The following is a 26,407-nucleotide window of genomic DNA, read 5'->3' as shown; positions in this document are numbered from 1 at the left end:
GTGGGTAAATTACTACCCATGCGAGAACTCCAAAAACAGATCATTGCCGAACTGCACGTTCTTCCTGAGATCGACCCGGAAACCGAGGCGCGTCGGCGCGTCGATTTCCTCGCCGATTACCTCACGGCGACCGGTGCGAAAGGCCTCGTACTCGGTATCAGTGGCGGCCAGGACTCGTCCCTCGCGGGGAGGCTGTGCCAGCTTGCCGTTGAGCAACTCGCCGAAGACGATGTCAAGGTGTCGTTTATCGCTGTGCGGCTGCCGTACGGGGTGCAGCGTGACGAGGAGGATGCGCAGCTGGCACTGGAGTTCATCCAGCCCCAGCGGGTCGTGACGTTCAACGTCAAGCCGGGCGTCGACGGCATTGAAACGGAGTTCGAGACAGCGACCGGTGAGCCGATCAGCGACTTCAACAAGGGCAATGTGAAGGCACGGGCGCGGATGATTGCGCAGTACGCGCTTGCCGGGCAGGAGGGGCTGCTCGTTGTCGGGACAGACCACGCCGCCGAGGCCGTCACCGGTTTCTTCACGAAGTTCGGTGACGGTGGCGCGGACATCGTCCCGCTCACCGGATTGACAAAGCGGCAGGGCCGGGCCCTGCTCACGTTCCTCGGGGCGCCCGCACGACTGTACGAAAAGCTCCCTACGGCTGACCTGCTCGACGACCAGCCCGGACAGACCGACGAGGCGAACCTGGGGCTGACCTACGCGCACATCGACGACTACCTCGAAGGGAACGACGTTCCCGATGAGGTTGCGGATGCCATTGAGGCGCGGTTCCTCGCGACCAGGCACAAGCGCTCGACACCGGTGGAGCCCGCAGACAACTGGTGGCGCTGACCGGTCGCAGCGCCCCGCCGCGCTGAAGGCATAGGCGCTGAGCTGCGCGCGGGCCCACAGGCGCTGACCCGACACACGACGAAGCCGGTACCGCGAGTTCGCGGTACCGGCTTCGTGGTGGAAATGGTGGCTCTAGGCCAGCTTCTTCTCGTCAGACTCGCGAGCCGCTGTGGCGCGGGCGACATCCATCGCGGCGACATCGTCGATCAGCTTTTGCGTCGTGGTGTCGGGGATGTCCGACTCCTGACGGGCGAACGCAGCGGGGGCGACCGCGGCGGGCTGCTCCGCGGGCTCTGCTTCCGTGTACTTCTCGTGGTGCTGGCGTGTCGCCCAGGCGTCCTGCTCCGCGAGCAGGGTCTTCTCGTGAGTCGTGGTTTCGAACCGCCAGCGCTCCAGGTCGGTTTCGAAGACGCGCTTCGCACGGTTCGGACGGTTCTGCCATTCGACGAGACGGTCACGGAACTCGGCGACGACGGGTCCGAGTTCATAACCGAACGTGGCGGAGTTGCGCTTCATCTCGGCGAGCTGGTGTGCAGACCAGTTCGCCGCGGTCGACGCACCCTTGATGGGCAGGAGGCGCAGCTGGATATCCGCCTGGGCGACTGCCCGGTCGGCGAGTGTCTGCTCCTGGGGGGTCAGTGAGTTCCAGGCGGCGGCCTCGGTCGACGCGTCGACGAGTGCGGCGATCGCCGCTGTCTTGAGGTCGCGATCGCGCTGGGAGATCAGCCGGCGTACCGCTGCCTTGGTGATCGACGCCGCGAGCAGCGCCGAAACGATAATCGCGATAAAGATCACGGCGGCGGTGAAGAGCACCGGTCGTGTGTCGGTTGCGGTGAGCCAGTCTACGAATTCATTCCACCATTCCATGTGCCGAAGGCTACCTTCGGGCCCGCCCGTAATCCCGCAACGCCGCCGCCGTGTCGTGCTTTCGACCGAGCGTTGCCCGACCGGTCATGACCGGGAAACAGCGAAACCGCCCACGGGGCTACCACCGCTCAACGCAGCGAATCGACGGCATCCTGCATGTTCCAGAACTGCCCGAGGGACAGGAATGACGCCCGGACCGGCGAGAACCGCTTGGCGATGAAGACGTCTCCTGTGGCCGAGCTGAGGCGCTCGACGTGTCCGAGTATGCGTCCGTCGCTGAGGCGAACGCGCCACAACCCGTCGTGGACGGTGACGAGTTCGATGCCAACCCTCGTGCTCGACGAGAGTGTCGCCTGGTGTGTTGCGATGTGCATGCTGCCTCTTGTCTCCGGCCGGTGGTGTCGGTGATCTCTTACCCACACGATAGGAGACACCACCGACACCGCCCGGTCGGCCGAGAGGAGCGCTAGCTCAGTCCGGTGCCGTCAACGGCGAACGGTTCGATCGCCGCGAGTTCGTCTGCCGTGAGCGGCGGAGCGCCAAGCGCGGCGACGTTCTGTTCCAGCTGCTTCACCGAGCTCGCACCGATGAGCGCCGAGGTGACCTGCGGATGCCTGAGAACCCACGTCAGGGCGAGTTGCGCGAGCGACTGCCCGCGGTCGGCGGCCAGCGTGTTGAGGGCTCGGGCTCGTTCGAGATAGGTGGGCGAGATCCGCTCAGCCGGCAGGAATTTGCTCGTCGCCGCACGGGATCCGTCGGGAACCGTTCCATCGAGGTAGCGGTCGGTCAGGAGTCCCTGGGCGAGGGGCGAGAACACGATGGAGCCCGCTCCGACCTCGTCGAGGACGTCGAGGAGCCCGTTTTCGACGTGCCGGTTGAACATGGAGTAGCTCGGCTGGTGGATCAGGAGGGGGACGCGGTGCTCGGCGAGCGCCGCGGCGGCCGCTCTGGTCTGCTCCGGCGAGTAGTTGGAGATTCCGGCATAGAGGGCTTTCCCTGAGTGCACAGCTGTCGCGAGTGCCCCCATCGTTTCTTCGATGGGGGTGTCGGGGTCCGGGCGGTGGGAGTAGAAGATGTCGACGTAGTTCACGCCGAGTCGCCCGAGGCTCTGGTCGAGAGAGGAGAGGAGCGACTTGCGTGAGCCCCACTGGCCGTACGGGCCAGCCCACATGTCGTAACCGGCCTTCGTCGAGATGACGATTTCATCGCGGTGAGCGGCGAGATCGTCGTGGAGGATGCGACCAAAGTTGCGTTCAGCAGATCCCGGAGGGGGACCGTAGTTGTTGGCCAGGTCGAAGTGGGTAATACCGAGGTCGAACGCTCGCCGCACGATGGCCTGCTGGGTCTCGAGGTCCCGTCCGTCACCGAAGTTGTGCCAGAAGCCCAGCGAAACGCGGGGGAGCATGAGGCCGCTCCTGCCCGTCCTGGCGTAGTGCATGTCGTCATATCGGTTTTCGGCAGCTGAGTACGTCATGAGGACAGGGTAGCGGTGTCGGGTGCAGGGCACGCCGCCGGGTATCCCTCCCCAGTTTCAGCGGCCGGATGCCCTGTCCACCGGGGAGGTACCGGAGGGACCCCGCCCGCTGGAGGGTCGCACACTCGAATCATGGTTCCGGAGGCGGCAGTCCGGCACGAGGTCGTCTCCGGAACCTCCACACCGGAGGTCCTGCGTGTGGAAATCCAGTTGGGAGAACCCTCATGACAGACAGCATCACCCTGACCGGCCTTGTTGCTACAGTTCCCGAGCACAAGACGATCCGCGACGGCGTGGAGCTCACGAGCTTCAGGCTCGCCTCGAACCAGCGCTACTTCGACAGGACGGCAGGAGCCTGGGTAGCTGGCGAGACGAACTGGTACACGGTCTCCTCGTTCCGGCAACTCGCCGGCAATGTCCACGAGTCGGTGCACAAGGGTGACCGCGTGCTGGTGATGGGGCGGCTGCGCATTCGGCGCTGGGAGAGCGGAGACAAGAACGGCACGACTGTTGAGGTCGACGCTGACAGTGTTGGTCACGATTTGGCCTGGGGGACCGCCAGGTACGCGAGGAACCCAGCACGCGACTCAGGCACACCCGCGGCTGACGCCGTCGACGCCGCGAACCCGGGCTACGCTCCCGCGAGGCCAGCGGGTGATGACGGCACCGGTTACCCCGGGCTGGCGGCACGGGAGCCCGACCCCGCCAGCGCCCGACCGGACTCGTCGCGCGAGCAGGCGGATTGGGTAGCGCCGGTACTCGGCAGGACGGCCGTATCGGTCGGCGACCCCGGCACCCGGGGAACCAGCGAGGGTCGACCGGAGTTCGAACCGGACACTCCGTTCTGACGGTTCGGGCGCTCCCGTCCTAGACTCGACTGATAGCCGATCGTTCCGACACGGCGCGATCACAACGGGCCAGATCACAACCGGCCCGGATCACAACAGGCACAGGCACAGGGAGATGGCGTGGCGAAACCCGATACACGGTGGCGAGGTCGGGTTGGAACTGGTGTGTTCGCTGTTCTTCTCGCTGGGGGATTGCTCGCCGGATGCTCGATGCCGGGAAGCCCTCCGACTCCGACACCGGCGCCGCCCGTTGCAGCCGAATCGCCGGCGCCAGAGCCGCAGGCACCGCAACTGGTGCCTGGCGGGACCGCGGAGGAAAACCTCCCATACTTCGATTCGGTCAACGCTTCTACCCTCGCCGCCTACCCGGCCGCAGACGGTCGTGCGTTCATCGACGGGCTTGTTGCCGCCGGCTTCGACAAGGCGGCCATGGAAGTGACGAGCGATACGACGACGATCGGGAACGCGGCGGACTCCATCCAGTTCTCGGTGCGATGGGGCGAAGCGTGCCTCATCGGTCAGAATGGCACGGCCGTCGGCGGCTATCACTCGACGGTGGGTCGGGTGCTCGGCACCGGGACATGTCTCATTGGGAAGACAAGAACAATAGACTGGTAGCAATATGGCCGAATATATCTATTCCATGGTCCGCGCCCGCAAGGCTGTCGGAGACAAACTAATTCTTGACGACGTCACCATGTCGTTCTTCCCCGGCGCCAAAATCGGTGTCGTCGGTCCCAACGGGGCCGGAAAGTCCACGATCCTCAAGATCATGGCTGGCCTCGACACACCGAGCAACGGTGAAGCGAAGCTCACGCCCGGGTACACCGTCGGCATCCTCATGCAGGAACCGGAACTCGATGAGTCGAAGACCGTGCTCGAGAACGTCCAGGAGGGCGTCGGCGAGATCAAAGCCAAGGTCGACCGCTTCAACGAAATCTCGCTCGCCATGGGCGAACCGGATGCTGACTTCGACGCGCTGCTTGCCGAGATGGGCACGCTCCAGGAGGAAATCGACCACGCTGACGCGTGGGACCTCGATTCCCAGCTGGAACAGGCGATGGACGCGCTGCGGACCCCGCCCGGCGACCTGCCCGTTGCGAACCTCTCCGGTGGAGAGAAGCGTCGCGTCGCGCTCTGCAAGCTTCTTCTGCAGAAGCCGGACCTCCTGCTCCTCGATGAGCCCACTAACCACCTCGACGCCGAGAGCGTTCTCTGGCTCGAGCAGCACCTCGCCAAGTACGCAGGTGCTGTGCTCGCCGTCACTCACGACCGGTACTTCCTCGACCACGTCGCCGAATGGATCGCTGAGGTCGACCGCGGTCACCTCTACCCGTACGAGGGCAACTACTCGACCTACCTCGAGAAGAAGCAGGAACGACTGCAGGTCCAGGGCAAGAAGGACCAGAAGCTGTCGAAGCGCCTCGCTGAGGAACTCGAGTGGGTCCGGTCGAACGCCAAGGGACGACAGGCGAAGTCGAAGGCTCGACTCGCACGTTACGAAGAGATGGTGACCGAGGCCGAGCGTACGCGGAAGCTCGACTTCGAAGAGATCGTCATCCCCGTCGGACCGCGCCTCGGCGCGCAGGTCATCGACGCGAAGAACCTCAAGAAGGGCTTCGGGGAGCGCATCCTCATCAACGACCTCAGCTTCACCCTGCCCCGTAACGGCATTGTCGGAGTCATCGGCCCCAACGGTGTCGGTAAGACCACGCTCTTCAAGACCATCGTCGGCCTCGAGCCGCTCGACGGCGGAGAGCTCAAGATCGGTGAGACGGTCGACATCTCCTACGTCGACCAGAGCCGCGGTGGCATCGACCCCAACAAGAACCTGTGGGAGGTCGTCTCAGACGGCCAGGACTACATCCAGGTCGGAAAGACCGAGATTCCGTCACGGGCGTACGTCTCCCAGTTCGGATTCAAGGGACCTGACCAGCAGAAGAAGGCCGGTGTTCTCTCCGGTGGAGAGCGCAACCGCCTCAACCTGGCACTGACCCTCAAGCAGGGCGGAAACCTCCTGCTCCTCGACGAACCGACTAACGACCTCGACGTGGAAACCCTTGGAAGCCTCGAGAACGCGCTTCTCGAGTTCCCCGGTTGTGCCGTGGTCATCACTCACGACCGGTGGTTCCTCGACCGCATCGCAACGCACATCCTCTCCTACGAGGGGACAGAGGAAGACCCGGGCAACTGGTACTGGTTCGAGGGCAACTTCGAGTCGTACGAGGAGAACAAGATTGAGCGGCTCGGACCGGATGCAGCGAAGCCGCACCGTTCCGCATACCGCAAGCTCACTCGCGACTGACGCGGGCGCTCTGGCGAAACGATGAAGGCCATGCCGGTGACTCAGTCACCGGCATGGCCTTCATCGTTATCTTCTGCCAGGCGGGCTTAGGTGTCTGTTGCCAGTGCCGGTGGTACCCGCACCATGCCCTCCTGGGCGACGCTCGCAACCAGGACGCCGTCGCGGGAGTAGAACCGGCCGAGCGCGAGTCCGCGTCCGCCCGATGCGCTCGGGGACTCCTGGACGTAGAGCAGCCACTCGTCAGCCCGGGCCGGCCGGTGCCACCACATGGCGTGGTCGAGGCTCGCAACCTTGAGATTCGGGGTCACCCAGGCCAGGCCGTGCTTGCGCAGGATCGACTCGAGCAGCGGGTAGTCGCTCGCGTACGCGAGCGCAGCCCTGTGCAGGCTCGGGTCGTCGGGAAGGGTGCCGAACGCCTTGATCCAGACCGCGTTCGTCGCGGTGCGCTCGCCCTCGACCGAGAGGTAGATCGGCGACGGTACGTGGCGGATGTCGAATGGCCGGTCGTTGGCCCACGCCCTGGCAGCCGGATGATCAATGTGTCCGAGCAGCTCGGCTGCGGTCGGCAGGCTCTCCGGATCGGGGTAGCCCTCAGGCATTGGCGCCTGGTGGTCGAGGCCTTCGTCCTGGTCCTGGAACGAAGCGATCATCGAGAGGATCGGAACGCCGGACTGGTATGCCTGTGTGCGTCTCGTCGAGAACGAACGGCCGTCGTGGATCCGGTCGACGCTGAACGTGATTTCCTGGTTGACGTCACCGGGCCGCAGGAAATACCCGTGCATCGAGTGCACGATACGCTCCTCCGCTGTCGTCCGGCTTGCCGCCATCACGGCCTGCGCAAGAACCTGCCCCCCGTAAACCCGTCCACCCGGCATCCACAGTGATGGCCCCGTGAAGATGTCCTCGCTCGTTCGAGCTCCGGTATCAGTCAGGTTCAGGGCGTTCAAGAGGGATGCGACGGGGTCTGTCATTGCTCTCCGATTGGTGGTGCTGGCGGACTGGTGGGTTTCACCAATGCTTCTTAGGTAGTTTAGACAGCAGATGAATGACGCGATCACCCTCCAGGACGCCCACGCCGCCGCCGACCTTCGGGTGTACCTCGCCCGGGCGAGGCTCGTCGATGACACGGCGGTTCGCCTGATTGCCAGCGGGGGAGTGCTTGCCGTGTACTCGGCGGTGCTGCATCCGCGCGGCCTGCTCGACACGAGCCCGACGATCCTCGGCCTCCGGACCTTCGCCGAGGTTTCTGGCGCCGTCTTCGACCGCGTGGTCGCTCCGGCTGCGATCGCGGACCGGCTCGCTCACACCGACGGGGCGTCCGGCGAGATCGTGGTCCCGCTTCCGCCGGCCGACGTACGAACGAGCTGGTCAGGGATCGCGCCGCCACGTGGCGGGTGGGAGCGGATCGGCGGGATCAGCTCTCTGGCGCTCGAACTGGCAGCGAGGGACGGCGCGGGAGAAGTCGCTCGGACGGTGCCGGACAACGCGGGTGACGCCATCGTGCAGCGGGTCAGGGCCGAGGTCTGGTCGCGCCCGCTCGCCGGGCACCCGGACGTTCCGTCAGGAATCGCGTTCGCGGCGGGGAGCCTCGGGTTCCTCGTCGGCGAGGAAGAGGTCCCGCTCTACGCCTCCGGTGCCTGGGTCAGGGCGAGTCCTGTGCGGGGCCACGTCCTCGTTCGCTCGTCACGGGGTCTCTGACCTCTCCCGGAATTGCCTGACGTGCGACCGCGGAAACGGCTTGCACGCAGAACGATGGCTCAGGGCAGCTGAGCGTCGATCGCGCGCCCGGCGGTCCGACCGGTGAACAGGCATCCGCCCAGAAAAGTCCCCTCGAGCGCTCGGTATCCGTGCATGCCGCCACCGCCGAAGCCGCTGGCCTCTCCGGCCGCGTAAAGCCCGGGAACCGGTGTGCCGTCGTCGCCAATCGCGCGTGCGGACAGGTCGGTCTGGATGCCGCCGAGGCTTTTCCGCGTGAGGATGTGCAGTTTCACGGCGATGAGCGGACCAGCCTTCGGATCGAGCAGTTTGTGCGGGCGTGCGACACGGATGAGCTTGTCGCCCCGATAGGAGCGGGCACCCCTGATCGCTGTGATCTGTGCGTCCTTCGAGAACTCGTTGTCCAGCTGGGCATCGCGCCACCTGATCTCCCGTTCCACCCGCACCGTGTCGAGCGGGGCAGTGCCGGAGAGCCGCTGCATGCCCGCCAGCAGCTCCGGCAGGTTGTCCGCGACCACGAAGTCGTCGCCCTTCTCTTTGAACGCCTCAACCGGGCCTGGCGCGCCGGGAGCAACCCGCTTGAGCAGAAGCCTGAGGTCCCGGTCGGTGAGATCGGGGTTTTGCTCGCTGCCGGAGAGGGCGAACTCCTTCTCGATGATCTTCTGGGTGAGCACGAACCAGCTGTGACCGTGTCCTGTGCCGAGGATGTGCTGCAGGGTCCCCAGCGTGTCGAAGCCGGGGAACAGCGGCGCGGGAAGGCGTGCACCCGTGGCATCGAGCCAGAGCGATGACGGCCCGGGGAGGATACGGATGCCGTGGGCGGCCCAGACCGGATCCCAGTTGGCAATGCCCTCCGTGTAGTGCCACATCCGGTCACCGTTGACCAGTCGCGCGCCGGCGCGTTCGGCGATACCGAGGCCGCGGCCGTCGACGTGGGCCGGGACTCCGGAGAGCATCGACTCGGGTGGAGTACCGAGTCGTGCCGGCCAGTTCGCCCTGACCAGGTCGAGGTTGCCGCCGATCCCGCCCGTCGTCACGACAACGGCCTGCGCCGACAGCTCGAAATCGGCGACGACGTCGTGTGGGCTCGCTTCGCCACGTCCGGCGGTCGACGGCGAGAGAACGCTTCCGGTCACGCCGGTCACGGCACCGTCGTGAACCACGAGCTCATCGACGCGGTGGCGATGTCTGAACTGCACACGCCCTGCCTCGACCCCCGCCAGGACGCGCTCGAGGAAGGGTTCGACGATCGCGGGGCCCGTGCCCCAGACGATATGGAACCGCGGGACCGAGTTGCCGTGCCCGTTCGCTGTGAACCCGCCGCGCTCCGCCCAGCCGACGACGGGGAAGAAGCCGACACCACGTTCGCGCAGCCACGATCGCTTGTCGCCAGCGGCGAAGTCGACATACGCTTCTGCCCATCGCCTCGCCCAATTGTCGTCCTGTCGGTCGAAGGCGGCGGAGCCCTGCCAGTCCTGCCACGCGAGGGAGTGCGAGTCGCGGATGCCCATCCGGCGCTGCTCGGGCGTGTCGACGAGGAACAGCCCGCCGAACGACCAGTGTGCCTGCCCGCCGCGCGACGCCTCCGGCTCCTGCTCGACGATGATCACCCGCCTGCCGGCGTCCGACAGCTCAGCGGCAGCGACGAGCCCGGCGAGCCCAGAGCCCACAATGATCACGTCGGTCGAGGTCTGTGCTGCTGGCATCCGGGATCTCCTTCGATCCGCGGGCTCCGTCGCCCGCGATGCTCCCAGCGTAGGAGATGCGCGCCCCGTCGGACGAGAGGGGCGTTACGCGTCGAGTCGCAGGGCGTTACTCGTCGAAGGTATTGACCATCGCCTGCGCTGCGCGCTCGAGGTAGTCCCAGAGGGTCGCCTCGTGCAGCGGTGACAGGCCGAGGGTATCGACCGCGGCGCGCATGTGCAGCAGCCAGCGGTCTCGCGCATCCGGATTGACCTTGAACGGCATGTGTCGCATGCGGAGCCGCGGGTGCCCGCGCTGCTCACTGTACGTCGACGGACCGCCCCAGTACTGCTCGAAGAACATCGTCAGGCGTTCGGTCGCTGCCGCGAGGTCTTCCTCCGGGTACATCGGCTTGAGCACCGGGTCGGCGGCGACACCCTTGTAGAACTCGAGCGACAGCTTTTCGAAGGTAGCGCGGCCGCCGACCTCCTCGTAGAAGCTGGGGGAGTTGAGGTTGGTCATGGCTGCGCCGGCCCCTTCTTCGCTGCTTTCCTCACGGCGTGGGGAGCTTCGTTGATGGTCTTGAGCGGCTTGGTGCGCGGCGGGCGTGCACCCGTGACGGAAGCCGCACCGTCGAAGCCCTCGAGGACCACGCTCTTGAGCGATGGCAGCTGGACGCCCAGCTCGTCTGTGGCGTACTTCAGGCGCGCACGCAGTTCACGGGCAACGTCATCCTTGGCAGGGGGACGGGTCTTCACGACGAGGCGAATGATGAGCGCCTCCTCGGAGATCGACTCGATTCCCCACAGCTCGGGGCGCTCGAGGATCCGGCTGCGCCACTTCGGGTCCTGGGCAAGGGCTGTCGCCGTGGTGAGCATGGTGTCCTGGACAGTCTCGATGTCCGCGTCGTAGGGCACGGCGAGGTCGATGATGACCCGCGCCCAGCCCTGGGACATGTTGCCGACGCGCAGGATCTCGCCGTTACGCACGAACCACAGGGTTCCGTTGACGTCTCGCACCTGGGTGATGCGGATGCCGACGCGCTCGACGACACCGGTGGCAGGGCCGAGGTCGACGACGTCGCCGACGCCGAGCTGGTCTTCCATCACCATGAACAGGCCGTTGAGCACATCCTTGACGATGTTTTGGGCGCCGAAACCGAGGCCGGCACCGAGCGCGGCGGTGAGCAGGGCGAGCGAGCCGATGATGTTGGGGTCGATCTGGTTGACCACAAGGATGATCGTGACCACAACGACCGTGACGTTGACGATGTTGCCGAGTACGGTGCCGAGCGTGCGTGTTCGCTGCACGAGCCTCACCGCGGCGAGCGGTGACACGTTGAGCGCCTGGGTGTCTTCGGCACCCTGGGTCTTCTTCACCCCGGACACGATCTGGTTCACGATCCGTCGGATCGCGAAGTGAAGGAGCCATGATGCGATAAACGCTCCGACGATGATGATCGCGATCATGACGAGCCGGCCGATTGGGGTAAGGAAGAAGGCGTCAACACCTTGCCAGAATTCAGTCATCGGGCCAAGTCTACCGTCGGGCCACTGGGCGGACGCTGGAGGTCCGGCGGGCAAATGGGCTGTGTCGTTAACGACTGTGCCGTTAGCGACTGTGCCGTTAACGACAGAGGCGCCACGCGCACGGGCCGGTGACGGCATCCGTGCGCGTGGCGCCTCAGAACATCGGGCTATGCCCGGGCGTCACGCTCCTGTGCCTTGAGCGCACGCTCGACGCCGGCGAGGTTCTCGACGACGATGCGCCGAAGGGCCGGCGGCTCGGCGTTCTGGTCGAGCCAGGCCACCGTTGCGTCGCGCAGTTCTGCGCTGGCGAGCGGAGCGGGGTAGAGCCCAACCGCGAGGTACTCGGCGATCTTGTAGCTGCGCGATGCCCAGATGCGCTGCAGCATCTCGAAGTAGTCGGGAACGAACGACGCGAGGACATCCCGGTCGCGAGCGCGCTGGAAGCCGATGCCCGTCCACTGCACGATGGCGTTCGGGGCGGTGTCGATGTCGACGACGGATGCCCACGCGGCACGCTTCGCTTCGAGCGTCGGGATCGCCGCGCGGGCGAGCGCGGCAGCCTTCGCGCCATTGGCCGTGTTGTCGGCGGCCAGGGCCGCGTCGACCTCGTCGTTTCCGGCGACTCCACCCGCCGTGAGCGCGGCGAGGAGTTCCCAGTCGAGGTCGGTGTCGATCTCGAGCCCGTCGAGCGCGGTCTCGCCCGAACGGAGGGCGCGAATGGCGTCGAAGTGCTCATCGGTGGACGCAACCGCCGCGAAGAACTTCACGAACTGGAACTGGGCGTCGCTCCCGGCCTCAGCACCCTGGGCGAGGGCCCACAGTGCGTCGCCGACGTCCCGAACCGTGCTCTCCCGGCGCTCGGGAGCGACGTACTGGGTCGCCGCGAGCACGAGCTGGTTGAGCGTCGTGCGGATCGTCGTCGACTCGGTCTCGGTCGCAATGTTTCCGAGCACGAGGCGGACGTAGTCGCGAGCCGGGGTTTCGGCGTCGCGGGTCGCGTCCCAGGCGGCAGCCCAGACGAGGGACCGTGCAAGCGGGTCCTCGATGGCGGACAGCGACTCGGTCGCGACGGCGAGAGACGCCTCGTCGAGGCGGATCTTCGCGTAGGCGAGGTCGTCGTCGTTGAGCAGCACGAGGTCTGGGCGCTTCAGGCCGACGAGTTCGGCGACCTCGGTGCGCTCACCATCGACGTCGAGTTCGATCCGGTGCTCACGGAGGAGCTTGCCGTCGACGAGGTTGTAGAAACCGATGGCGAGGCGGTGGGGGCGGATCGTCGGGTACTCAGGTACCGCCGACTGCAGCACCGCGAAGCCGGTGATAACTCCGGAGTCGTCGACCGTGATCTCCGGGCGGAGCGTGTTGACGCCGGCCGTCTCGAGCCAGAGCTTGCCCCAGTCGGTGAGGTCTCGGCCCGATGCGGTCTCGAGTTCGCTGAGCAGGTCGACGAGCTCGGTGTTGCCGTACTCGTGCTTCTTGAAGTAGGCGGCCACGCCGGCGTAGAACGCGTCGATGCCGACCCAGGCCACGAGCTGCTTGAGAACCGAGCCACCCTTGGCGTACGTGATGCCGTCGAAGTTGACCTGAACGTCCTCGAGGTCGTTGATCGTCGCGACGATGGGGTGGGTCGACGGCAGTTGGTCCTGCTTGTATGCCCAGCTCTTCTCCATGGCGTTGAACGTCGTCCAGGCACCGGTCCACTCGGTGGCCTCTGCGACAGCGATGGTCGAGGCCCACTCGGCGAACGACTCGTTGAGCCACAGGTCGTTCCACCACTTCATCGTGACGAGGTCGCCGAACCACATGTGCGCGAGCTCGTGCAGGATTGTGACGACGCGGCGTTCCTTGATGGCATCCGTCACCTTGGAGCGGAAGACGTACGCCTCGGTGAACGTGACAGCCCCCGCGTGCTCCATCGCGCCAGCGTTGTACTCGGGGACGAACAGCTGGTCGTACTTGGGGAAGGGGTACGGGTAGTCGAAGTTCTTCTCGAAGTATTCGAAGCCCTGGCGGGTCTTCTCGAAGATGTAGTCAGCGTCAAGATACTCGGACAGGCTCTGACGGCAGAAGACACCGAGCGGAATCGTGCGTCCGTCGCTCGACGTCAGCTCGCTGCGCACGGCGACGTACGGTCCCGCGATGATCGCGGTGATGTAGCTCGACATCCGCTGTGTCGGCTCGAACGCCCAGGTCTTGCTGTTCTCGCCTGCATCGACGGGCTCAGGGGTGGGGGAGTTGGAGATGACGTCCCAGTGGGCGGGCGCGGTCACGGTGAACCGGAACGTCGCCTTGAGGTCCGGCTGCTCGAAGACCGCATACATGCGGCGTGAGTCCGGGACCTCGAACTGGCTGTAGAGGTACACCTCGTCGTCGACGGGGTCGACAAAACGGTGCAGGCCCTCACCGGTGTTCATGTAGATCATGTCGGCGTCGACGATGAGCTCGTTGTCGGCCTGCAGGTTGTCCAGGGCGATACGGATGCCGTCGCTGATGGCCGCCGGGTCGAGGGCAACGCCGTTGAGGGTCACCGAGTGCACGGTACGGGTAATGGCGTCGATGAAGGTCGAAGCGCCCGGTGTCGCGCTGAACCGGACCGTCGTCGTCGACCGGAAGGTCTCAGGGCCGGTGGTGAGGTCGAGGGCGATCTGGTAGCTCGAGGGAGAGACGAGCGAGGCTCGTTCCTGTGCTTCGGCGCGGGTGAGGTTTTCTCCGGGCAACGGGGACTCCTTAGGGTGTGGCTGTCGATCGGTGCGGATCGTGTCCGAGATTCCAGCGTAGTGCTCCGCCTTCCGCTGCCAATGGGCTGAGGCGGCCTCTCGCGAGCGAAATCCGTGGTTGGCTGTGGGAATGAGCACCGATACCCCGACCGCTGCTGATTTCTGGTTCGACCCGTCCTGCCCGTGGGCGTGGATGACCTCGAGGTGGGTCGACGAGGTTGCGAGACACCGCAACCTCGAGGTGACGTGGCACGTGATGAGCCTCGCCGTGCTCAACGAGAATCAGGACGTGTCGGATGAGTACCGCGCTTTCTTCCCGCGCGCGCTTCGGTATACCCGCCTCGTCACCGCGGCGAAGGAAGAATTCGGACAGGCCATCGTGAAGCCCCTCTACGACGCCCTCGGAACCCAGATTCACCCCGGCGGCTCAACCGACCCCGACACGGTGATCTCGCAGGCGCTCGCCGAGGTCGGCCTTCCCCCGGAATTCGCCGAGCACTCCGAGAGCGACAGCTACGACGCCCAGATGCGTGCCAGCCACTTCGACGGCATCGAACGGGTCGGCCAGGATGTCGGAACGCCGGTCATCGCTGTCAACGGCACAGCGTTCTTCGGGCCGGTGATTTCGCCGGCGCCAGTGGGCGAGGAGGCGGTCCGGTTGTGGGACGGCGTCGTTGCTGTGGCGTCATACCCGGGTTTCTTCGAACTCAAGCGCAGCCGGACCGTCGGACCGATCTTCACCTGATCGGGCCGCGTGAGTCGCGCGGACGCCGGTCGGGGACGGCAGAATGGAACCATGCGCATCCATATCGCCACCGATCATGCCGGCCTCGACTTCAGCACCGACCTGCAGGAATACCTCGCACGCAGCGGACATGAAGTCGTCGATCATGGGCCGACGGAGTACGACGCCCTCGACGACTACCCGGCGTTCTGCATCAACGCCGCGCTCGGAGTGCTGCGCGACCGTGAGGCGGGTGTCGAGGCACTCGGTGTGGTCTTCGGCGGTTCAGGCAACGGTGAGCAGATCGCCGCGAACAAGGTGCACGGCATCCGTGCTGCCCTCGTCTGGAACGAGAGCACAGCGAAGCTCGCACGCGAACACAATGACGCAAACGTGATCTCGATCGGTGCGCGACAGCACTCGTTCGATGAGGTGAAGACGTTTATCGACGCATTTATCGCCGAACCGTTCTCGGGCGATGAGCGCCACGTCCGGCGCATCGCGCAGATCGCCGAGTACGAGACCACGGGGACGATCGCCGGCAAGGGCGTCGACGCCGGATCCTCTGAGCGGGGTTAGCGTGCCAGAGGGTCATTCCGTTCATCGCATCGCCAGGCAGTTCCGCTCCAACTTCCAGGGACATCAGGTCACGGCGTCGAGCCCGCAGGGCAGGTTCGCCGAGGGCGCAGCGGTCCTGTCCGGCCGCACGCTCGTCGACGTGAAAGCCGTCGGCAAGCAAATGTTCCTCGACTTCGATGACGAGCTCTGGCTGCGCGTCCACCTCGGCATGTACGGCGCATGGGACTTCGCCGGAGAGATCACTTCCGACGCCACTATCGCGAGTGCCAACGGCAGGATGGGCCAGACCAACCAGCACGGAACCGACCTCGCCGCGGTGATCCTCGACGAGGCTGGAGAGAATTCCCTGCACTCGATTGGTGCGCCGAGAAAGACCCGCGTGCGCATGTCTGAGCAAACCAAAGGCCTGTCGGGCGAGGAATGGGACACGTTCCCGCCTCCGCCCGTCGGCGCGGTCCGGCTCCGACTGCTGACCGAGCACGCCGTCGCCGACCTGCGCGGTCCGACCGCCTGCGAGATCCTCGACAGCGAACGGGTGAACGCCGTGATCGCAAAGCTCGGCCCTGACCCGCTCCTCGACCCGAGCCAGGCCGCGGAGGACAGGTTCACCGCTGTTGTACGCAAGAAGCCCACACCGATCGGCCTGCTCCTGATGGACCAGTCCGTCGTCTCCGGGATCGGAAACGTCTACCGTGCTGAGCTGCTCTTCCGTTCGCGGATCAACCCGCACACGCCGGGCAAGCTGATTCCCGAGGAACTCGTGCGCGGGCTCTGGCAGGACTGGGCGAGGCTCCTCCCGATCGGGGTGGAGACCGGCCAGATGATGACGATGGACGACCTCCGGGGCGAGGACTATCGCAAGGCGATGGCGAGTCGCGACGATCGCCACTGGGTCTACAAGCGCGAGGGCCTGCCGTGCCGGGTCTGCGGGACGAACATCGTTCTCGAAGAGATGGGTGCCAGAAAGCTGTACTGGTGCCCCAACTGCCAGCGGTGACCGGCGGCGATATGGCCCACCCGCGGAGGGCGCGATGACAGAATTCCGGCTGAGCGCAACCAGTCCCGGCTCGGGCATCCGCTCGACCCTCAGAAACGCGCGTGTCGTCGGCTCCGACGGCGCTGGTGTCGACATTCTGCTCGAAGACGCCCGGATCACCGACATCCGTCCTGCCGGTTCGATCGCTCCGGAGGGAGAAGCCACCGATCTCGATGGCCGATGGGTGCTGCCCGGCCTCTGGGATCACCACGTTCACTTCACGCAGGTGGCTCTCGCCTCCCGGCGGCTCGACCTGACGGCGAGCGTCTCGGCCGCATCGGTGCTCGACCTCGTTCACGACTACGTTGCCGCTGCCGTGCCGAGGGTGCACCCGGACGATATCCTCGTCGGCACCGGATTCCGTGACGCGATGTGGCCGGATGCCGCCGACCTCGATGCGTTCGACCGGATCTCCCGCGGGCGGAGGGTTGTACTGATCGGTGCAGACCTCCACGGTGTCTGGCTCAACAGCGCTGCCCTCGCGCAGTTCGGGCACGCGGGTCACCCGACAGGTCTGCTGCGCGAGGAAGACGCCTTCGCGGTGAGCCAGGGGCTCGGCGCAGACGACAGCGTCGTCGATGGGTGGGCACGCGATGCGGCCGCCGCGGCGGCTGCACGCGGAGTGGTCGGGGTGGTCGACTTCGAAATGGCGTGGAACCTCGAGGTGTGGAGACGTCGAGCCCAGGCCGGGGCAACCGCGCTCCGGGTGCGGTTCGGTATCTATCCCGGCGACCTCGACCGCGCGCTCGCCGCGCGGCTCGCGACCGGCCAGATCGTGCCGCACACCCACGGCCTCGTCGAGGTCGGCTCGCTCAAGGTCATCACCGACGGATCCCTGAACACGAGGACCGCGTACTGCGACGACCACTACGACGGACTCGCTGGCCAATCGGACGCACACGGTGTGCTCACGGTGCCCGAAGCCGAACTCACCGAGCTGATGCGTCGCGCAACGGCCGGCGGACTGCACAGCGCGATTCACGCGATCGGTGACCGCGCCAATTCGCTCGCGCTCGACGCCTTTGCCGCGACGGGGGCGACAGGCTCGATCGAACACGCTCAACTGCTTCGCGACACCGATGTTGCGAGGTTCGCCGAGCTCGACGTCACGGCGAGTGTTCAGCCCGAGCACGCCATGGACGACCGCGACGCTGCGGAGAAGCTGTGGCCTGGACGCACGCGCCGCGCCTTTGTTCTCCGTGCCCTGCTCGACCAGGGGGCGAGAATCGCCCTGGGTTCTGATGCGCCCGTCGCGCCACTCGATCCGTGGGTCGCCATTTCTGCCGCGGTGGGTCGATCGAGGGACGACCGCGAGCCGTGGCATCCGGAACAGTCGATCGGTGTCGCCGAGGCGCTCGCGGCGACGACCCGCACGCCGAATGAGGCGGTAGCGGCCGGGCGGGTCGCTGACCTCGCGATCGTCGACAGGAACCCGCTCACGTCGACGCCGGAGGAATTGAGGCGGATGCCGGTCGCTGCGACGATCCTCAACGGCCGGTTCACGCACTCCGTGATCTAGAACCCATCCGGCTGTACACGCCCGCGCATCAAAAAAGAGGGCCGCCCGAAGGCGACCCCCTTTCGAAGAGAGCGGGGAACCGGTGCTACTTGGCGACGTGGGCGACGAGGAACCAGCGGTCCTTTTCAAGGCCGCGGGAAACCTCGACGGCGATGTCCTGGCTGGTGAGGTCGATCGCGTCGAGCTCGTCAACCGCTGTCTTCACCGTGGTGAGCGTTGCGTCGATCTGCGCGACGAATTCGGCGATGGTGGTCTCTGACTGCTGGAAACCAGCGGTCAGTTCACCGGTCGTGGTCTTGGCAGCGACGGTGGACAGGCGCGCGTCGACCGGAAGGCCGAGTGCGACGATGCGCTCTGCTGCGCTGTCTGCCCAGTCCTGGGCGTGCGCGACGATGGTGTCGAGGAGTTCGTGGACGCCGATGAAGTTCGCTCCCCGAACGTGCCAGTGTGCCTGCTTGCCGTTGACGACGAGGGCGGTGAGGTCGATAACGACCGGGGTCAGGAACTGGGCGACGCCTGCGGCGACGTCGGGGCTGACGGAGGTCTGTGAGACGGTTGCGGTGGTTTCTGCCATGGGGTTCCCCTTTGCTTGTGCGCTGAAAGTGGTGCGCTCTGGATGCAACGGTACTCAGGCTCAGGCATTCCGCAAGCAAGACAAGGCTCTGCTTACCTGGGCCAGGGCTGGGTTCTCGAAGCCCCGACGGTCCTCCAGCAGAGAGCGCCGGTGCGGGGGTTTTCCCCCTGGCGGATCCGGGTGGTTCCCTGATATCGCGCGTTCGTTGCGCTCGCGAGGCTTGATTCATGCTTTCACCGTCTTCTGCCTCCACTCAGTCCGCCGCCTTCACAGCGGCCTCGGATCCGGGCGTCCTGGCTGGCGGGCGGGGCCGACGCCGCAGGCGCCCTCTCGTTGTCATTGCGATCCTCGTGCCCGTTCTCCTCGTCGGGGGGTGCGGGGCGCTGGTCGGTGTCGGTGCCCTCATGAACGGCCTGGGTTCGGCGAGTCCGGTCGACACCGTTGGCGCCGTCGAATTCGAGAACCCTCTCGCCATCCCTGCCCCTGCGCCGTCGACGGTCGACCCCGATGGCACGCGCGTGTTCACCCTCAACCCGCAGCGAGGAGCCAGCGAGTTTCGTGCGGGAGTCAATACCGAGACCCTCGGCTACAACGGCGCGTATCTCGGCCCCACCCTGATGGCCGACCGGGGTGAGCGGGTCAGGGTCGACGTCAGCAACTCGCTGCCGGAGGCGACAACCGTGCACTGGCACGGAATGCACGTGCCTCCGGGAGTTGACGGTGGGCCGCACCAGCTGATCGCCCCTGGCGCCCGGACGTCACCCGGCTGGACGATCGACCAGCCCGCTGCGACGCTCTGGTACCACCCGCACCCCCACGGCGAGACCGAAGGCCAGGTGGCGAGGGGCCTCGCTGGACTGTTCCTGGTCAACGACGATGAACAGCGCCGACTTTCCCTGCCGAGCCGGTACGGGGTCGACGACGTTCCCGTGATCGTCCAGGACGCGACGCTTGGCGGCGATGATGCCGCGAGCGGCGGAGGCGACGCGTTCGTCGGTGCGCTGAGACCAGACCTGCTCGTGAACGGAACCCTCGCACCATACCTCGACGTGTCCACGACACAGGTGCGCCTTCGGCTCGTCAACGCGTCGACTGCCCGCACCTATAACTTCGGTCTCAGCGACGAACGCGAGTTCGCGATGATCGCCTCCGATGGCGGGCTCCTCGGCGAACCGTTCGTGACCGACGGCATCCGCCTCTCACCGGGTGAGCGTGCAGAAATTGTCGTGACGATGACCCCTGGCGAGAGAGTGATCCTGCGCTCGAGGGCGCCGGACCTCGGCATGCCTGCGGTAACCGCGTCGGGGAACGGCGGCGCCGACAGGTTCGACGTCCTGGAACTGCGAGCGGGCACATCGCTCGAGCCGTTGGCCGCCGTGCCGGACACTCTCGCGGCGATCGAAGAACTGAGACCGACGGATGCCCGGGCAACGCGCACCTTCGAACTCAACGGTTTCACGATCAACAACCAGCCGATGGACATGGGTCGCATCGACGAGGTCGTCACGCTCGGCAGCACCGAGTCCTGGCTGGTCACGAACGGTATGGGCATGCCGCACAACTTCCACATTCACGACGTGCAGTTCCAGGTGGAGTCGGTTGGCGGTGAGCCACCGGGTCAGGAGCTGGGCGGGTGGAAGGACACGATCTACCTCGAACCGGAGGTGGAATACCGGCTCACCCTCCGGTTCGAGGACTATTCGGATCCTGACCTGCCGTACATGTATCACTGCCACCTGCTCGCGCATGAGGACAGCGGGATGATGGGCCAGCTCGTCGTGGTGAAGCCGGGAGAGCGGGCAGGAACCCCGCCGCGTCATGACGACGGCTCGGGGGCATCCGGAGTTGACAGGACCGACGGGGAGACCTCTCGCGGGGACACTCCCCGCGAGAGAGCACGGGACGGCTTCGGGCCGCGCGAAACGGAAGGGACGCAGCATGTCCATTGAGCAAACCTCGCCAGGGGACATCCGCCAGGGCGATCGGAATTCTGGCACCCTTGATCCCATGGCGGGCGACGCGGGCCAGGCCAAAGTCCCGGCGAAGGGCTACGGGGCGCTCTGGCGGGGCGTTCCCCGGGAGCTCGGCTTCCTTCTGCCAACGCTCCCCGTCGTCGTGGTCGGGTTCGTGGCCGTTACCGTGCTTTTCTCCGCGGGGCTGGGACTGCTCGCGGTTGCGATCGGACTGTTTCTCGTCGTTGGTGCTCTCTACGTTGCGCGTGCGTTCGGCACCCTGGAACTGGTCAGGCTTGAAGCGGCGGGAAGGAAGCCGATCCGGCGTCCGGTGTGGCGAGCGCCCGGCGAGCGCCCCGGTTTCTGGCGCACGGCTCTCGGCCCACTCGCCGACGGGCATTACTGGATGTACCTGCTGCATACCGGGTTCGTCGGCTTCGTGGTCGGGGTGTTCTCCTGGTCGCTGGCTTTCAGCTGGCTCGCGTCAGGGCTCGGCGGGATCTCGTACTGGTTCTGGAACTCGTTCATTCCTGAGGGGGATTCGCAGTTCTGGCTGAGCGGTGTCATCTACCGGTTCTTCACGGGAGGCCGGGAACTCCCCGTCGATGCCGACGTTGCTGACGGCATCCTCGTCTTCATTGCCGGCCTGCTGTTTCTCGCGACGCTGCCCTTCGTCACCAGGGGAATGGTGAGCCTTCACGACCTGATTGCCCGGGGGATGCTGTCTCGGTGGCCGAGCGACGACCTCAGAACCGAGGTAGCGGCGCTCGCCGCCTCACGGGGTGCCGCCGTGTCGGCGGAGGACCAGTCCGTACGGCGTCTCGAACGCGATATCCACGACGGGCCGCAACAACGGCTGGTTCGACTCCAGATGGACCTCGCTGCGGCCGAACGGAGGCTGGAGGACGACCCGGCGGCAGCGCGGGCGCTGATCGCCGAAGCGCGTGAGCAGGCTCAATCCTCCCTCGAGGAACTCCGCGCGCTGTCCAGGGGGTTTGCCCCGCCGATCCTCGCCGATCGTGGGCTCGTGAGCGCCGTCGAGTCGTTCGCCGCGGTGAGCCCCATCCCGGTCAGGGTGAGGAGCACCCTCGAGGCCGGTACCCGCCTGCCCGCAGAGATTGAAAGGAACGCCTACTTCGTGATTGCGGAACTGGTGACCAACGCGTCCAAACACTCCGGGGCGACGGCGATCAGCGTCGAGATCGGCACGACCGGCACGCCGCACGCCGGTTACCGGCTGCAGCTTGTCGTCGCCGACGACGGGGTGGGAGGTGCCAGGTTCGACGACGGTCACGGGCTGAGCGGACTCCGCGATCGCCTCACCGGGTTGCGGGGGACGCTGTGGATCGACAGCACAGCGGGTAATGGCACGCGCGTGAGCGCATCCGTCCCCATTATCGATGGATGATCGCGGTCGTATGCTTCTCTCGTGACCGAGAACAGCGCCCCGTCGTCATCGATTCGCGTGGCCCTGGCGGATGATTCGGTGTTACTCCGCGAGGGGCTCGTGCGGCTCTTCGACGAGGCCGGCTTCACGACCGTCGGTTCGTACAGCGATGCTGGCAGCCTGCTGGCCGACGTCGGGACTCTCGAGGTGGATGTCATTGTCCTTGATGTGCGGATGCCGCCCACCTACCGCGATGAGGGAGTTCGGGCTGCGATCGAGATCCGTGCGTCGCGGCCGGGGGTCGGGATCCTCCTGCTGAGCCAGTACGTCGAGGCCACCTACGCGGAAGAACTCCTCGGTGCGTCCGCGGGCGGGGTCGGGTACCTCCTCAAGGACCGGGTGGCGTCGCTCGACGAACTCAAGGACGCGGTGCTGCGCATCGCTTCGGGCGGAACCGTGCTTGATCCGGAGGTGGTGCGTGAGCTCCTAGCTCATCGCAGGGATCCGCTCGCCTCGCTGACGCCGCGGGAGACCGAAGTGCTCCAGCTCATGGCTGAAGGCCTCACTAACCAGGGCATCGCGACCCGGCTGGTCATCGGCCTCGGCGCTGTCGAGAAGAACGTCACCGCGATTTTCTCGAAGCTCGAACTCGATGCGACAGGCTCAGACCATCGCCGGGTTCTCGCCGTACTCCGGTACCTGCGTTCCTGACACCAGCCGGGCGGTCGAACGAGACGGCAGCGCACTACCGCAGGGAGGTGATGCTCCGGGCAACGGCCCGAAGGTCACGAATCCGTTTCTCGTATGTTGCCGCAAGGACGATGAGGATTGTGCCGCCGATGCCCGCCCACAGCCACCAGGGGATGGCGCCATAGAGTCCCGAAATCCACGGCCAGAGCTGGGCGAGGCCGTGGACGACCAGTACGGCGGCCCCGATCAATGTCGGTGCACTGAGCTTCAGAGCGAGGCCGATTCCGAACACGACGAGCGCCGCAACCCCGAGGGCAACAACGCGCCACAGTTCGTTGCTCGCGAAATCGGCGAACAGCGACGGAACCAGGAGAAGGATCAAGCCGGCACCGAGGTGCGGCCACGAGCGGGCCGCCGGGTCGGCGGTCAGGCGCACAGCGCCAACGGCAATCAGGGCGATCGCGATCGGCACCGTCGCGGTTTCGAACGGGTCGGCGAGGCCGACGGTGATAGCCGATGCTGCGACGACCACCGCGGCTCCCAGCGCCGTCCACCGCACGATCTCTGAGCGCGCGGTACCGAGAGACGCGGCAACGAAGAGGGCGCTGGCGAGCAGCAGCGTGAGGAGGAACCGCCAGAGCTCGGCCTCTCCGGCCAGGATCGATTCCGCGAGTGGGAGGGCGATGGCGACAGGGGCTGCCGCGACGGCGAGGGTGCCCAGGATGTGGGGAACCTGGCGGCGGTACAGCCAGAGCGCCCCTCCGGCCAGCAGGCCGGCCGCGGCAACCTCGTTCTCCCATCCGGCAACGGTGCGTGTCGAGTCGAAGATCGGGAGAACGAGGGTGAGGAGCAGCATCGTAACCACGCCGGTGAGCCACACCACGATTGCAACGCGGGTCGCGTGCCAGACAGGCGGCAGGAATGGACCGGCGAGAAGCAACACGATGGCGGCGCCAAGGGCGATGGTCATGCGGACGGGCTCATCGATGCCAGAGGCTGCGGCGCTCGGGAGCAGTGCAACGGCGAGCGCCGCACCGAGAAGGACAGTCCTGGGTGAGCTGACGCGGGCGGTGGGCGGCTCTCGACGGATAACGATGAGGGCCAGGATCGCGAGCAGGAGACCCGAGACCGGCAGGGTGTAGAACTCGACGACGTCCACGTCGTTTCGCGCGAGGCCGAGCCACAGCGATCCGACAGCGAGCGGGAGGCCGGCCCACGCCACGTGGCGGCGGAGCGAACGACCGGCGAAGACGCCACCTTCGCCACTCGCGACGATCACTGCAGCGACCGCGAGCAGAAGGAGCGCGAGCCAGCCGAGCCTCTCGCTGCCGACGGCGAGTGCGACGACAGGTACCGCGGTGAGGATGAGCGTGACATCCCAACACAGCCGGGCGATCTGCGGCGGGTCTGTCAGTACGCCGGCGGGATGTGGTCCCCATGAGTTATGCGTCGGGCGGAAGATCGCGAGTGCGCCAGCGGCGAGAATGACGATGGCCGCGGACACGGCCACCGGTATCACCGTGTCATCGATCCGGTCCCACAGGACAGAAACGAACCACAGGCTGACGAGGGGGGCCGCGGCGGCGGTCATATACCGCTCCGGCCAGGTAGCGACGCCACGCGGGAACTGCCAGAGAATGGTGACGGCAGCGGCGATCCCTGAAGCGATGAGGAAGCCGGTCGAGTCGACGGACACGCGCGAGGCGAGGAAGAAGAGTCCGCCGAGCACGCCGAATGCGCTGATGGTCACGGCCACGGCAGACTCTGCGCGGGTGAAGAATCCGCGGGTGAATGGCACCATCAGCAGGATCACAGCGGAGCACACGGCCAGGGCCAGGGCGGGAGCGGCCTGCCCGCTGGTGACTCCCGTTACCGCCTGATACCAGGAGGGAACGAGCAGGACGCTGCCGAGCAGGACCACGAGCGCGCTGGCGACGATGGTCGGCGTTGTGGCGTAGGCCAGGGTCTGCGGGGCTGTGTGCTGAACGATCCGGTGGAGCACAACAAGAACAGCCAGCGTCACGAGCACAGCGAAGGGGAACGAAACGGTACTCGTGAGGCCGACAGCGAACACCCCGAAGGCGCCGAGAGCCGAGGTGATTGCCGCGACGAGCCGGTATGGCCAGGCGAGTCGCCGTGACGCCGTCGCGACAAGCGCCGCCGCGGTGACGACGAGGAGACCCGGCCCGCTGAGCGCCGGTGTGGCCAGGGTGACGCACACAGACAGCAGGCCGATGGCGCCGAGGGCCGCGGATGCCCAGCCGATGCTGGACAGGCGGCCGATGAGGGCGAGAGCGGATGCCGTGAGCAGCGATACCGCGATGAGTGCGACCGGTACCGCCCAGTCGGTCCCGGACAGGAAGCGCGCGATGGGGTCGAGAACGTCGAGGCTGAACGGCCGGACGGCGAGGACAGAGACGAGCTGGATGAGCGCACTGAGAGCGGCGGGTGCAGCCGCGAGAGCTGTCGTGGCCAGGGGGACAGCCGTTGCGAGCCGCATGAGCTGTGCGCTGTCCGATGCGCGACCGAGGCGGGCGGCAGTGGCGAGAACGACGGCACCGAGCGCTGTCGCGGTCGCGGGAAGCCAGAACAGGTCGGTGGGGGTGTTCGCGTCGAGCAGGAGAGCAGGACCAACTGCCGCGACGCTCACGCCGAGTCCGATCGCTGCGATGACCTGCCACGGGGTGCTGCGGAGCGATGTGGTGACGCCGGGACGCGGCGGGGAAGACGGCTGCTCTGAACCGGGCGCGTCCCCGATCGGTTCCTGGCCGACCGGGGCTCCGGTTGCCACGTTGACGCCGATCGCGTCAGCACCTGCCGGGTCAGCGCCAGGCGGCGGCGCCGTGACGACCCGGAACTCGGACAGTGCGAGATGTCCGAACCAGATGATCGCGATGACAGCGAGGGCGATGACGGCGCCACCCCGAAGGTCGGGGAACGCGATCGACGCAGGGAGGATCGCCAGCCCGGCCGCCAGGAAGCCGAGCGCCCGCACCAGGCCGCGCTCGAGCTGGCCGAGTGGAACCCAGCGCCAGGCGAGGGCGGCAGCGCCCACGGCCGCAAACGCCGCCCAGCTGTGCTCGACGGCGTCGACCGTGTTGAGAATGCCGATGGTGAGCGCGAAGACGGCGACCGGCCCGAGCAGCGCCGCGGAGATGCTCAGCGATCGGAGCGGCAGCATCCGGAATCCCGCGGTGAGTGCAACAGCCAGCAGGCCGGTTGCGATGCCCGTGTATAACCAACCGTCGAGCGTTGCCGAGCCGAACAGGTCGTTGGCGCGGACGATCCAGATGTCGAGCAGGAGGAGCACGATGGCGAGCACGGCGATGCCCTGCGCTGTACCCGAGAGCCTCCGCCGGTGCAGCAGCCAGGCAATGCCGAAGACGGCGATGCTTGCAGCTCCGGTCAGTACCGACCGGACCTCGAGGCTCGCGACCAGGTAGGCGAGAAGGACGAAGAAGATCGCCATGATCGAGACGAGGATGACGCCAACCGTCAGCATGAGGATCTGGATGCCCGAACGCCGCGGTCGGTCATCGGCCGCTGCCCCTCCCGCTGCCGGTGGGAAACCCTGTGGCGGCAGTTGCGCGTGCAGCGCGCTCAGGGAAGCTGGTTCTGTCGCGGGTGCGGACGGAACCGACGCGGCGGGGGACTGCGCTCCCAGGAAGTGCTCACCGGGGTATCGCCCGACGGTAACTGGCTGCTGCTGTGCCACCTGTGCCACCTGTGCCACCTGTGCCACCTGTGCCACCTGCGGCAGGGGCGCGCTCGCCGCGAGCCGAAGTGCCTCGCGCTCAGCCTGGGAGGCGCGCATGCGATCGAGAAGGCGCTGCCGTTTCGACTCAGCGGTCCGAACAGCTGTGCCGGCTTCGAGCACGCCAGCGGCGTCAGGGCCCGAGAGGTCGAGACCGCACACGTGGCACACAGGACCGGCGGAACCTGCCGGTACCGGGGTGGATGCCGAGAGAGC

Annotated in this window: 22 protein-coding genes; 12 read left to right on the top strand and 10 right to left on the bottom strand. The window is 66.6% G+C overall.

Annotated features, from left to right (window positions below; translation table 11 throughout):
* Positions 1-18 precede the first annotated feature (18 nt).
* Positions 19-840, top strand: coding sequence for an NAD(+) synthase (gene nadE / locus AC1C2N_RS12315; protein ID WP_483404388.1), 822 nt, complete (start codon positions 19-21; stop codon positions 838-840).
* Between the two features lie 132 nt (positions 841-972).
* Here nadE and AC1C2N_RS12310 read toward each other — a convergent pair whose 3' ends face one another.
* The 3 genes from AC1C2N_RS12310 to AC1C2N_RS12300 all read right to left on the bottom strand — a co-directional run bounded on the left by AC1C2N_RS12310 (position 973) and on the right by AC1C2N_RS12300 (position 3,181).
* Complete coding sequence (locus AC1C2N_RS12310; RefSeq protein WP_495434146.1) at positions 973-1,707, bottom strand: hypothetical protein; 735 nt, start codon at positions 1,705-1,707, stop codon at positions 973-975.
* A 128-nt stretch (positions 1,708-1,835) separates the two neighbouring features.
* Positions 1,836-2,081: a hypothetical protein gene (locus tag AC1C2N_RS12305; protein ID WP_495434145.1), complete on the bottom strand. Its 246-nt coding sequence runs from the start codon at positions 2,079-2,081 to the stop codon at positions 1,836-1,838.
* 92 nt (positions 2,082-2,173) lie between these two features.
* Entirely contained in the window at positions 2,174-3,181 is a 1,008-nt protein-coding gene (locus tag AC1C2N_RS12300) for an aldo/keto reductase (protein ID WP_483404385.1), read from the bottom strand.
* Positions 3,182-3,405: 224 nt separating this feature from the next.
* Here AC1C2N_RS12300 and AC1C2N_RS12295 point away from each other — a divergent pair, with 224 nt between their 5' ends.
* From AC1C2N_RS12295 to ettA, 3 genes are all read left to right on the top strand, one after another.
* The gene (locus tag AC1C2N_RS12295; protein ID WP_495434144.1) at positions 3,406-4,029 is read left to right on the top strand and encodes a single-stranded DNA-binding protein; all 624 of its coding nucleotides are present in this window, start codon (positions 3,406-3,408) and stop codon (positions 4,027-4,029) included.
* Positions 4,030-4,194: 165 nt separating this feature from the next.
* Positions 4,195-4,647 carry a DUF6993 domain-containing protein gene (locus AC1C2N_RS12290; RefSeq protein WP_495434143.1) on the top strand — a complete coding sequence of 151 codons (453 nt, stop codon included), beginning with the start codon at positions 4,195-4,197 and terminating at the stop codon, positions 4,645-4,647.
* A gap of 4 nt (positions 4,648-4,651) precedes the next feature.
* Positions 4,652-6,334, top strand: a complete 1,683-nt coding sequence (gene ettA / locus AC1C2N_RS12285; RefSeq protein WP_108391278.1) for an energy-dependent translational throttle protein EttA — start codon at positions 4,652-4,654, stop codon at positions 6,332-6,334.
* 86 nt (positions 6,335-6,420) lie between these two features.
* Here ettA and AC1C2N_RS12280 read toward each other — a convergent pair whose 3' ends face one another.
* Positions 6,421-7,305, bottom strand: a complete 885-nt coding sequence (locus tag AC1C2N_RS12280) for an acyl-CoA thioesterase (RefSeq protein WP_495434142.1) — start codon at positions 7,303-7,305, stop codon at positions 6,421-6,423.
* 70 nt (positions 7,306-7,375) lie between these two features.
* Between AC1C2N_RS12280 and AC1C2N_RS12275 the strand changes: the two genes are divergently transcribed.
* The gene (locus tag AC1C2N_RS12275) at positions 7,376-8,032 is read left to right on the top strand and encodes a DUF8185 domain-containing protein (protein WP_495434141.1); all 657 of its coding nucleotides are present in this window, start codon (positions 7,376-7,378) and stop codon (positions 8,030-8,032) included.
* A gap of 59 nt (positions 8,033-8,091) precedes the next feature.
* Here AC1C2N_RS12275 and AC1C2N_RS12270 read toward each other — a convergent pair whose 3' ends face one another.
* From AC1C2N_RS12270 to pepN, 4 genes are all read right to left on the bottom strand, one after another.
* Positions 8,092-9,756 (bottom strand): FAD-binding dehydrogenase, encoded by a 1,665-nt coding sequence (locus tag AC1C2N_RS12270; protein WP_495434140.1) that lies wholly within the window; start codon positions 9,754-9,756, stop codon positions 8,092-8,094.
* Between the two features lie 106 nt (positions 9,757-9,862).
* The gene (locus AC1C2N_RS12265; RefSeq protein WP_108391274.1) at positions 9,863-10,255 is read right to left on the bottom strand and encodes a globin; all 393 of its coding nucleotides are present in this window, start codon (positions 10,253-10,255) and stop codon (positions 9,863-9,865) included.
* Positions 10,252-11,262 carry a mechanosensitive ion channel family protein gene (locus AC1C2N_RS12260; RefSeq protein ID WP_483404379.1) on the bottom strand — a complete coding sequence of 337 codons (1,011 nt, stop codon included), beginning with the start codon at positions 11,260-11,262 and terminating at the stop codon, positions 10,252-10,254. Before AC1C2N_RS12260 ends, AC1C2N_RS12265 begins: the two co-directional genes overlap by 4 nt.
* A 167-nt stretch (positions 11,263-11,429) precedes the next feature.
* Entirely contained in the window at positions 11,430-13,976 is a 2,547-nt protein-coding gene (gene pepN / locus AC1C2N_RS12255; protein ID WP_495434139.1) for an aminopeptidase N, read from the bottom strand.
* A gap of 130 nt (positions 13,977-14,106) precedes the next feature.
* Between pepN and AC1C2N_RS12250 the strand changes: the two genes are divergently transcribed.
* The 4 genes from AC1C2N_RS12250 to AC1C2N_RS12235 are packed head-to-tail and all read left to right on the top strand — an operon-like array spanning position 14,107 to position 17,834.
* A complete protein-coding gene (locus AC1C2N_RS12250) occupies positions 14,107-14,721 on the top strand; it encodes a mycothiol-dependent nitroreductase Rv2466c family protein (protein ID WP_495434138.1) in 615 nt (204 codons plus the stop codon).
* Between the two features lie 51 nt (positions 14,722-14,772).
* On the top strand, positions 14,773-15,279 hold the full coding sequence (locus tag AC1C2N_RS12245) for a ribose-5-phosphate isomerase (RefSeq protein WP_495434137.1): 507 nt from the start codon (positions 14,773-14,775) through the stop codon (positions 15,277-15,279).
* Position 15,280: 1 nt separating this feature from the next.
* Positions 15,281-16,276: an Fpg/Nei family DNA glycosylase gene (locus AC1C2N_RS12240; RefSeq protein ID WP_495434136.1), complete on the top strand. Its 996-nt coding sequence runs from the start codon at positions 15,281-15,283 to the stop codon at positions 16,274-16,276.
* Between the two features lie 34 nt (positions 16,277-16,310).
* The gene (locus AC1C2N_RS12235; protein ID WP_495434135.1) at positions 16,311-17,834 is read left to right on the top strand and encodes an amidohydrolase; all 1,524 of its coding nucleotides are present in this window, start codon (positions 16,311-16,313) and stop codon (positions 17,832-17,834) included.
* 85 nt (positions 17,835-17,919) lie between these two features.
* Here the strand turns inward: AC1C2N_RS12235 and AC1C2N_RS12230 are convergent, their stop codons facing one another.
* On the bottom strand, positions 17,920-18,408 hold the full coding sequence (locus AC1C2N_RS12230) for a Dps family protein (protein ID WP_483404373.1): 489 nt from the start codon (positions 18,406-18,408) through the stop codon (positions 17,920-17,922).
* A 227-nt stretch (positions 18,409-18,635) separates the two neighbouring features.
* On the opposite strand from AC1C2N_RS12230, the gene AC1C2N_RS12225 reads away from it, so the two are divergent.
* From AC1C2N_RS12225 to AC1C2N_RS12215, 3 genes are read left to right on the top strand one after another with little or no spacing between them, the layout of a single operon-like run.
* Positions 18,636-20,357: a multicopper oxidase family protein gene (locus AC1C2N_RS12225; RefSeq protein ID WP_495434134.1), complete on the top strand. Its 1,722-nt coding sequence runs from the start codon at positions 18,636-18,638 to the stop codon at positions 20,355-20,357.
* Positions 20,347-21,768, top strand: a complete 1,422-nt coding sequence (locus AC1C2N_RS12220; protein ID WP_483404371.1) for a sensor histidine kinase — start codon at positions 20,347-20,349, stop codon at positions 21,766-21,768. Before AC1C2N_RS12225 ends, AC1C2N_RS12220 begins: the two co-directional genes overlap by 11 nt.
* 21 nt (positions 21,769-21,789) lie before the next feature.
* Positions 21,790-22,458, top strand: coding sequence for a response regulator transcription factor (locus AC1C2N_RS12215; RefSeq protein ID WP_483404370.1), 669 nt, complete (start codon positions 21,790-21,792; stop codon positions 22,456-22,458).
* 34 nt (positions 22,459-22,492) lie between these two features.
* Here AC1C2N_RS12215 and AC1C2N_RS12210 read toward each other — a convergent pair whose 3' ends face one another.
* On the bottom strand, positions 22,493-26,353 hold the full coding sequence (locus AC1C2N_RS12210; RefSeq protein WP_495434133.1) for an SCO7613 C-terminal domain-containing membrane protein: 3,861 nt from the start codon (positions 26,351-26,353) through the stop codon (positions 22,493-22,495).
* Positions 26,354-26,407: the final 54 nt, after the last annotated feature.

The sequence above is a fragment of the Mycetocola sp. Y791 genome (genome assembly GCF_059445325.1).
This window is presented reverse-complemented; position numbering and strand designations above follow the sequence as displayed.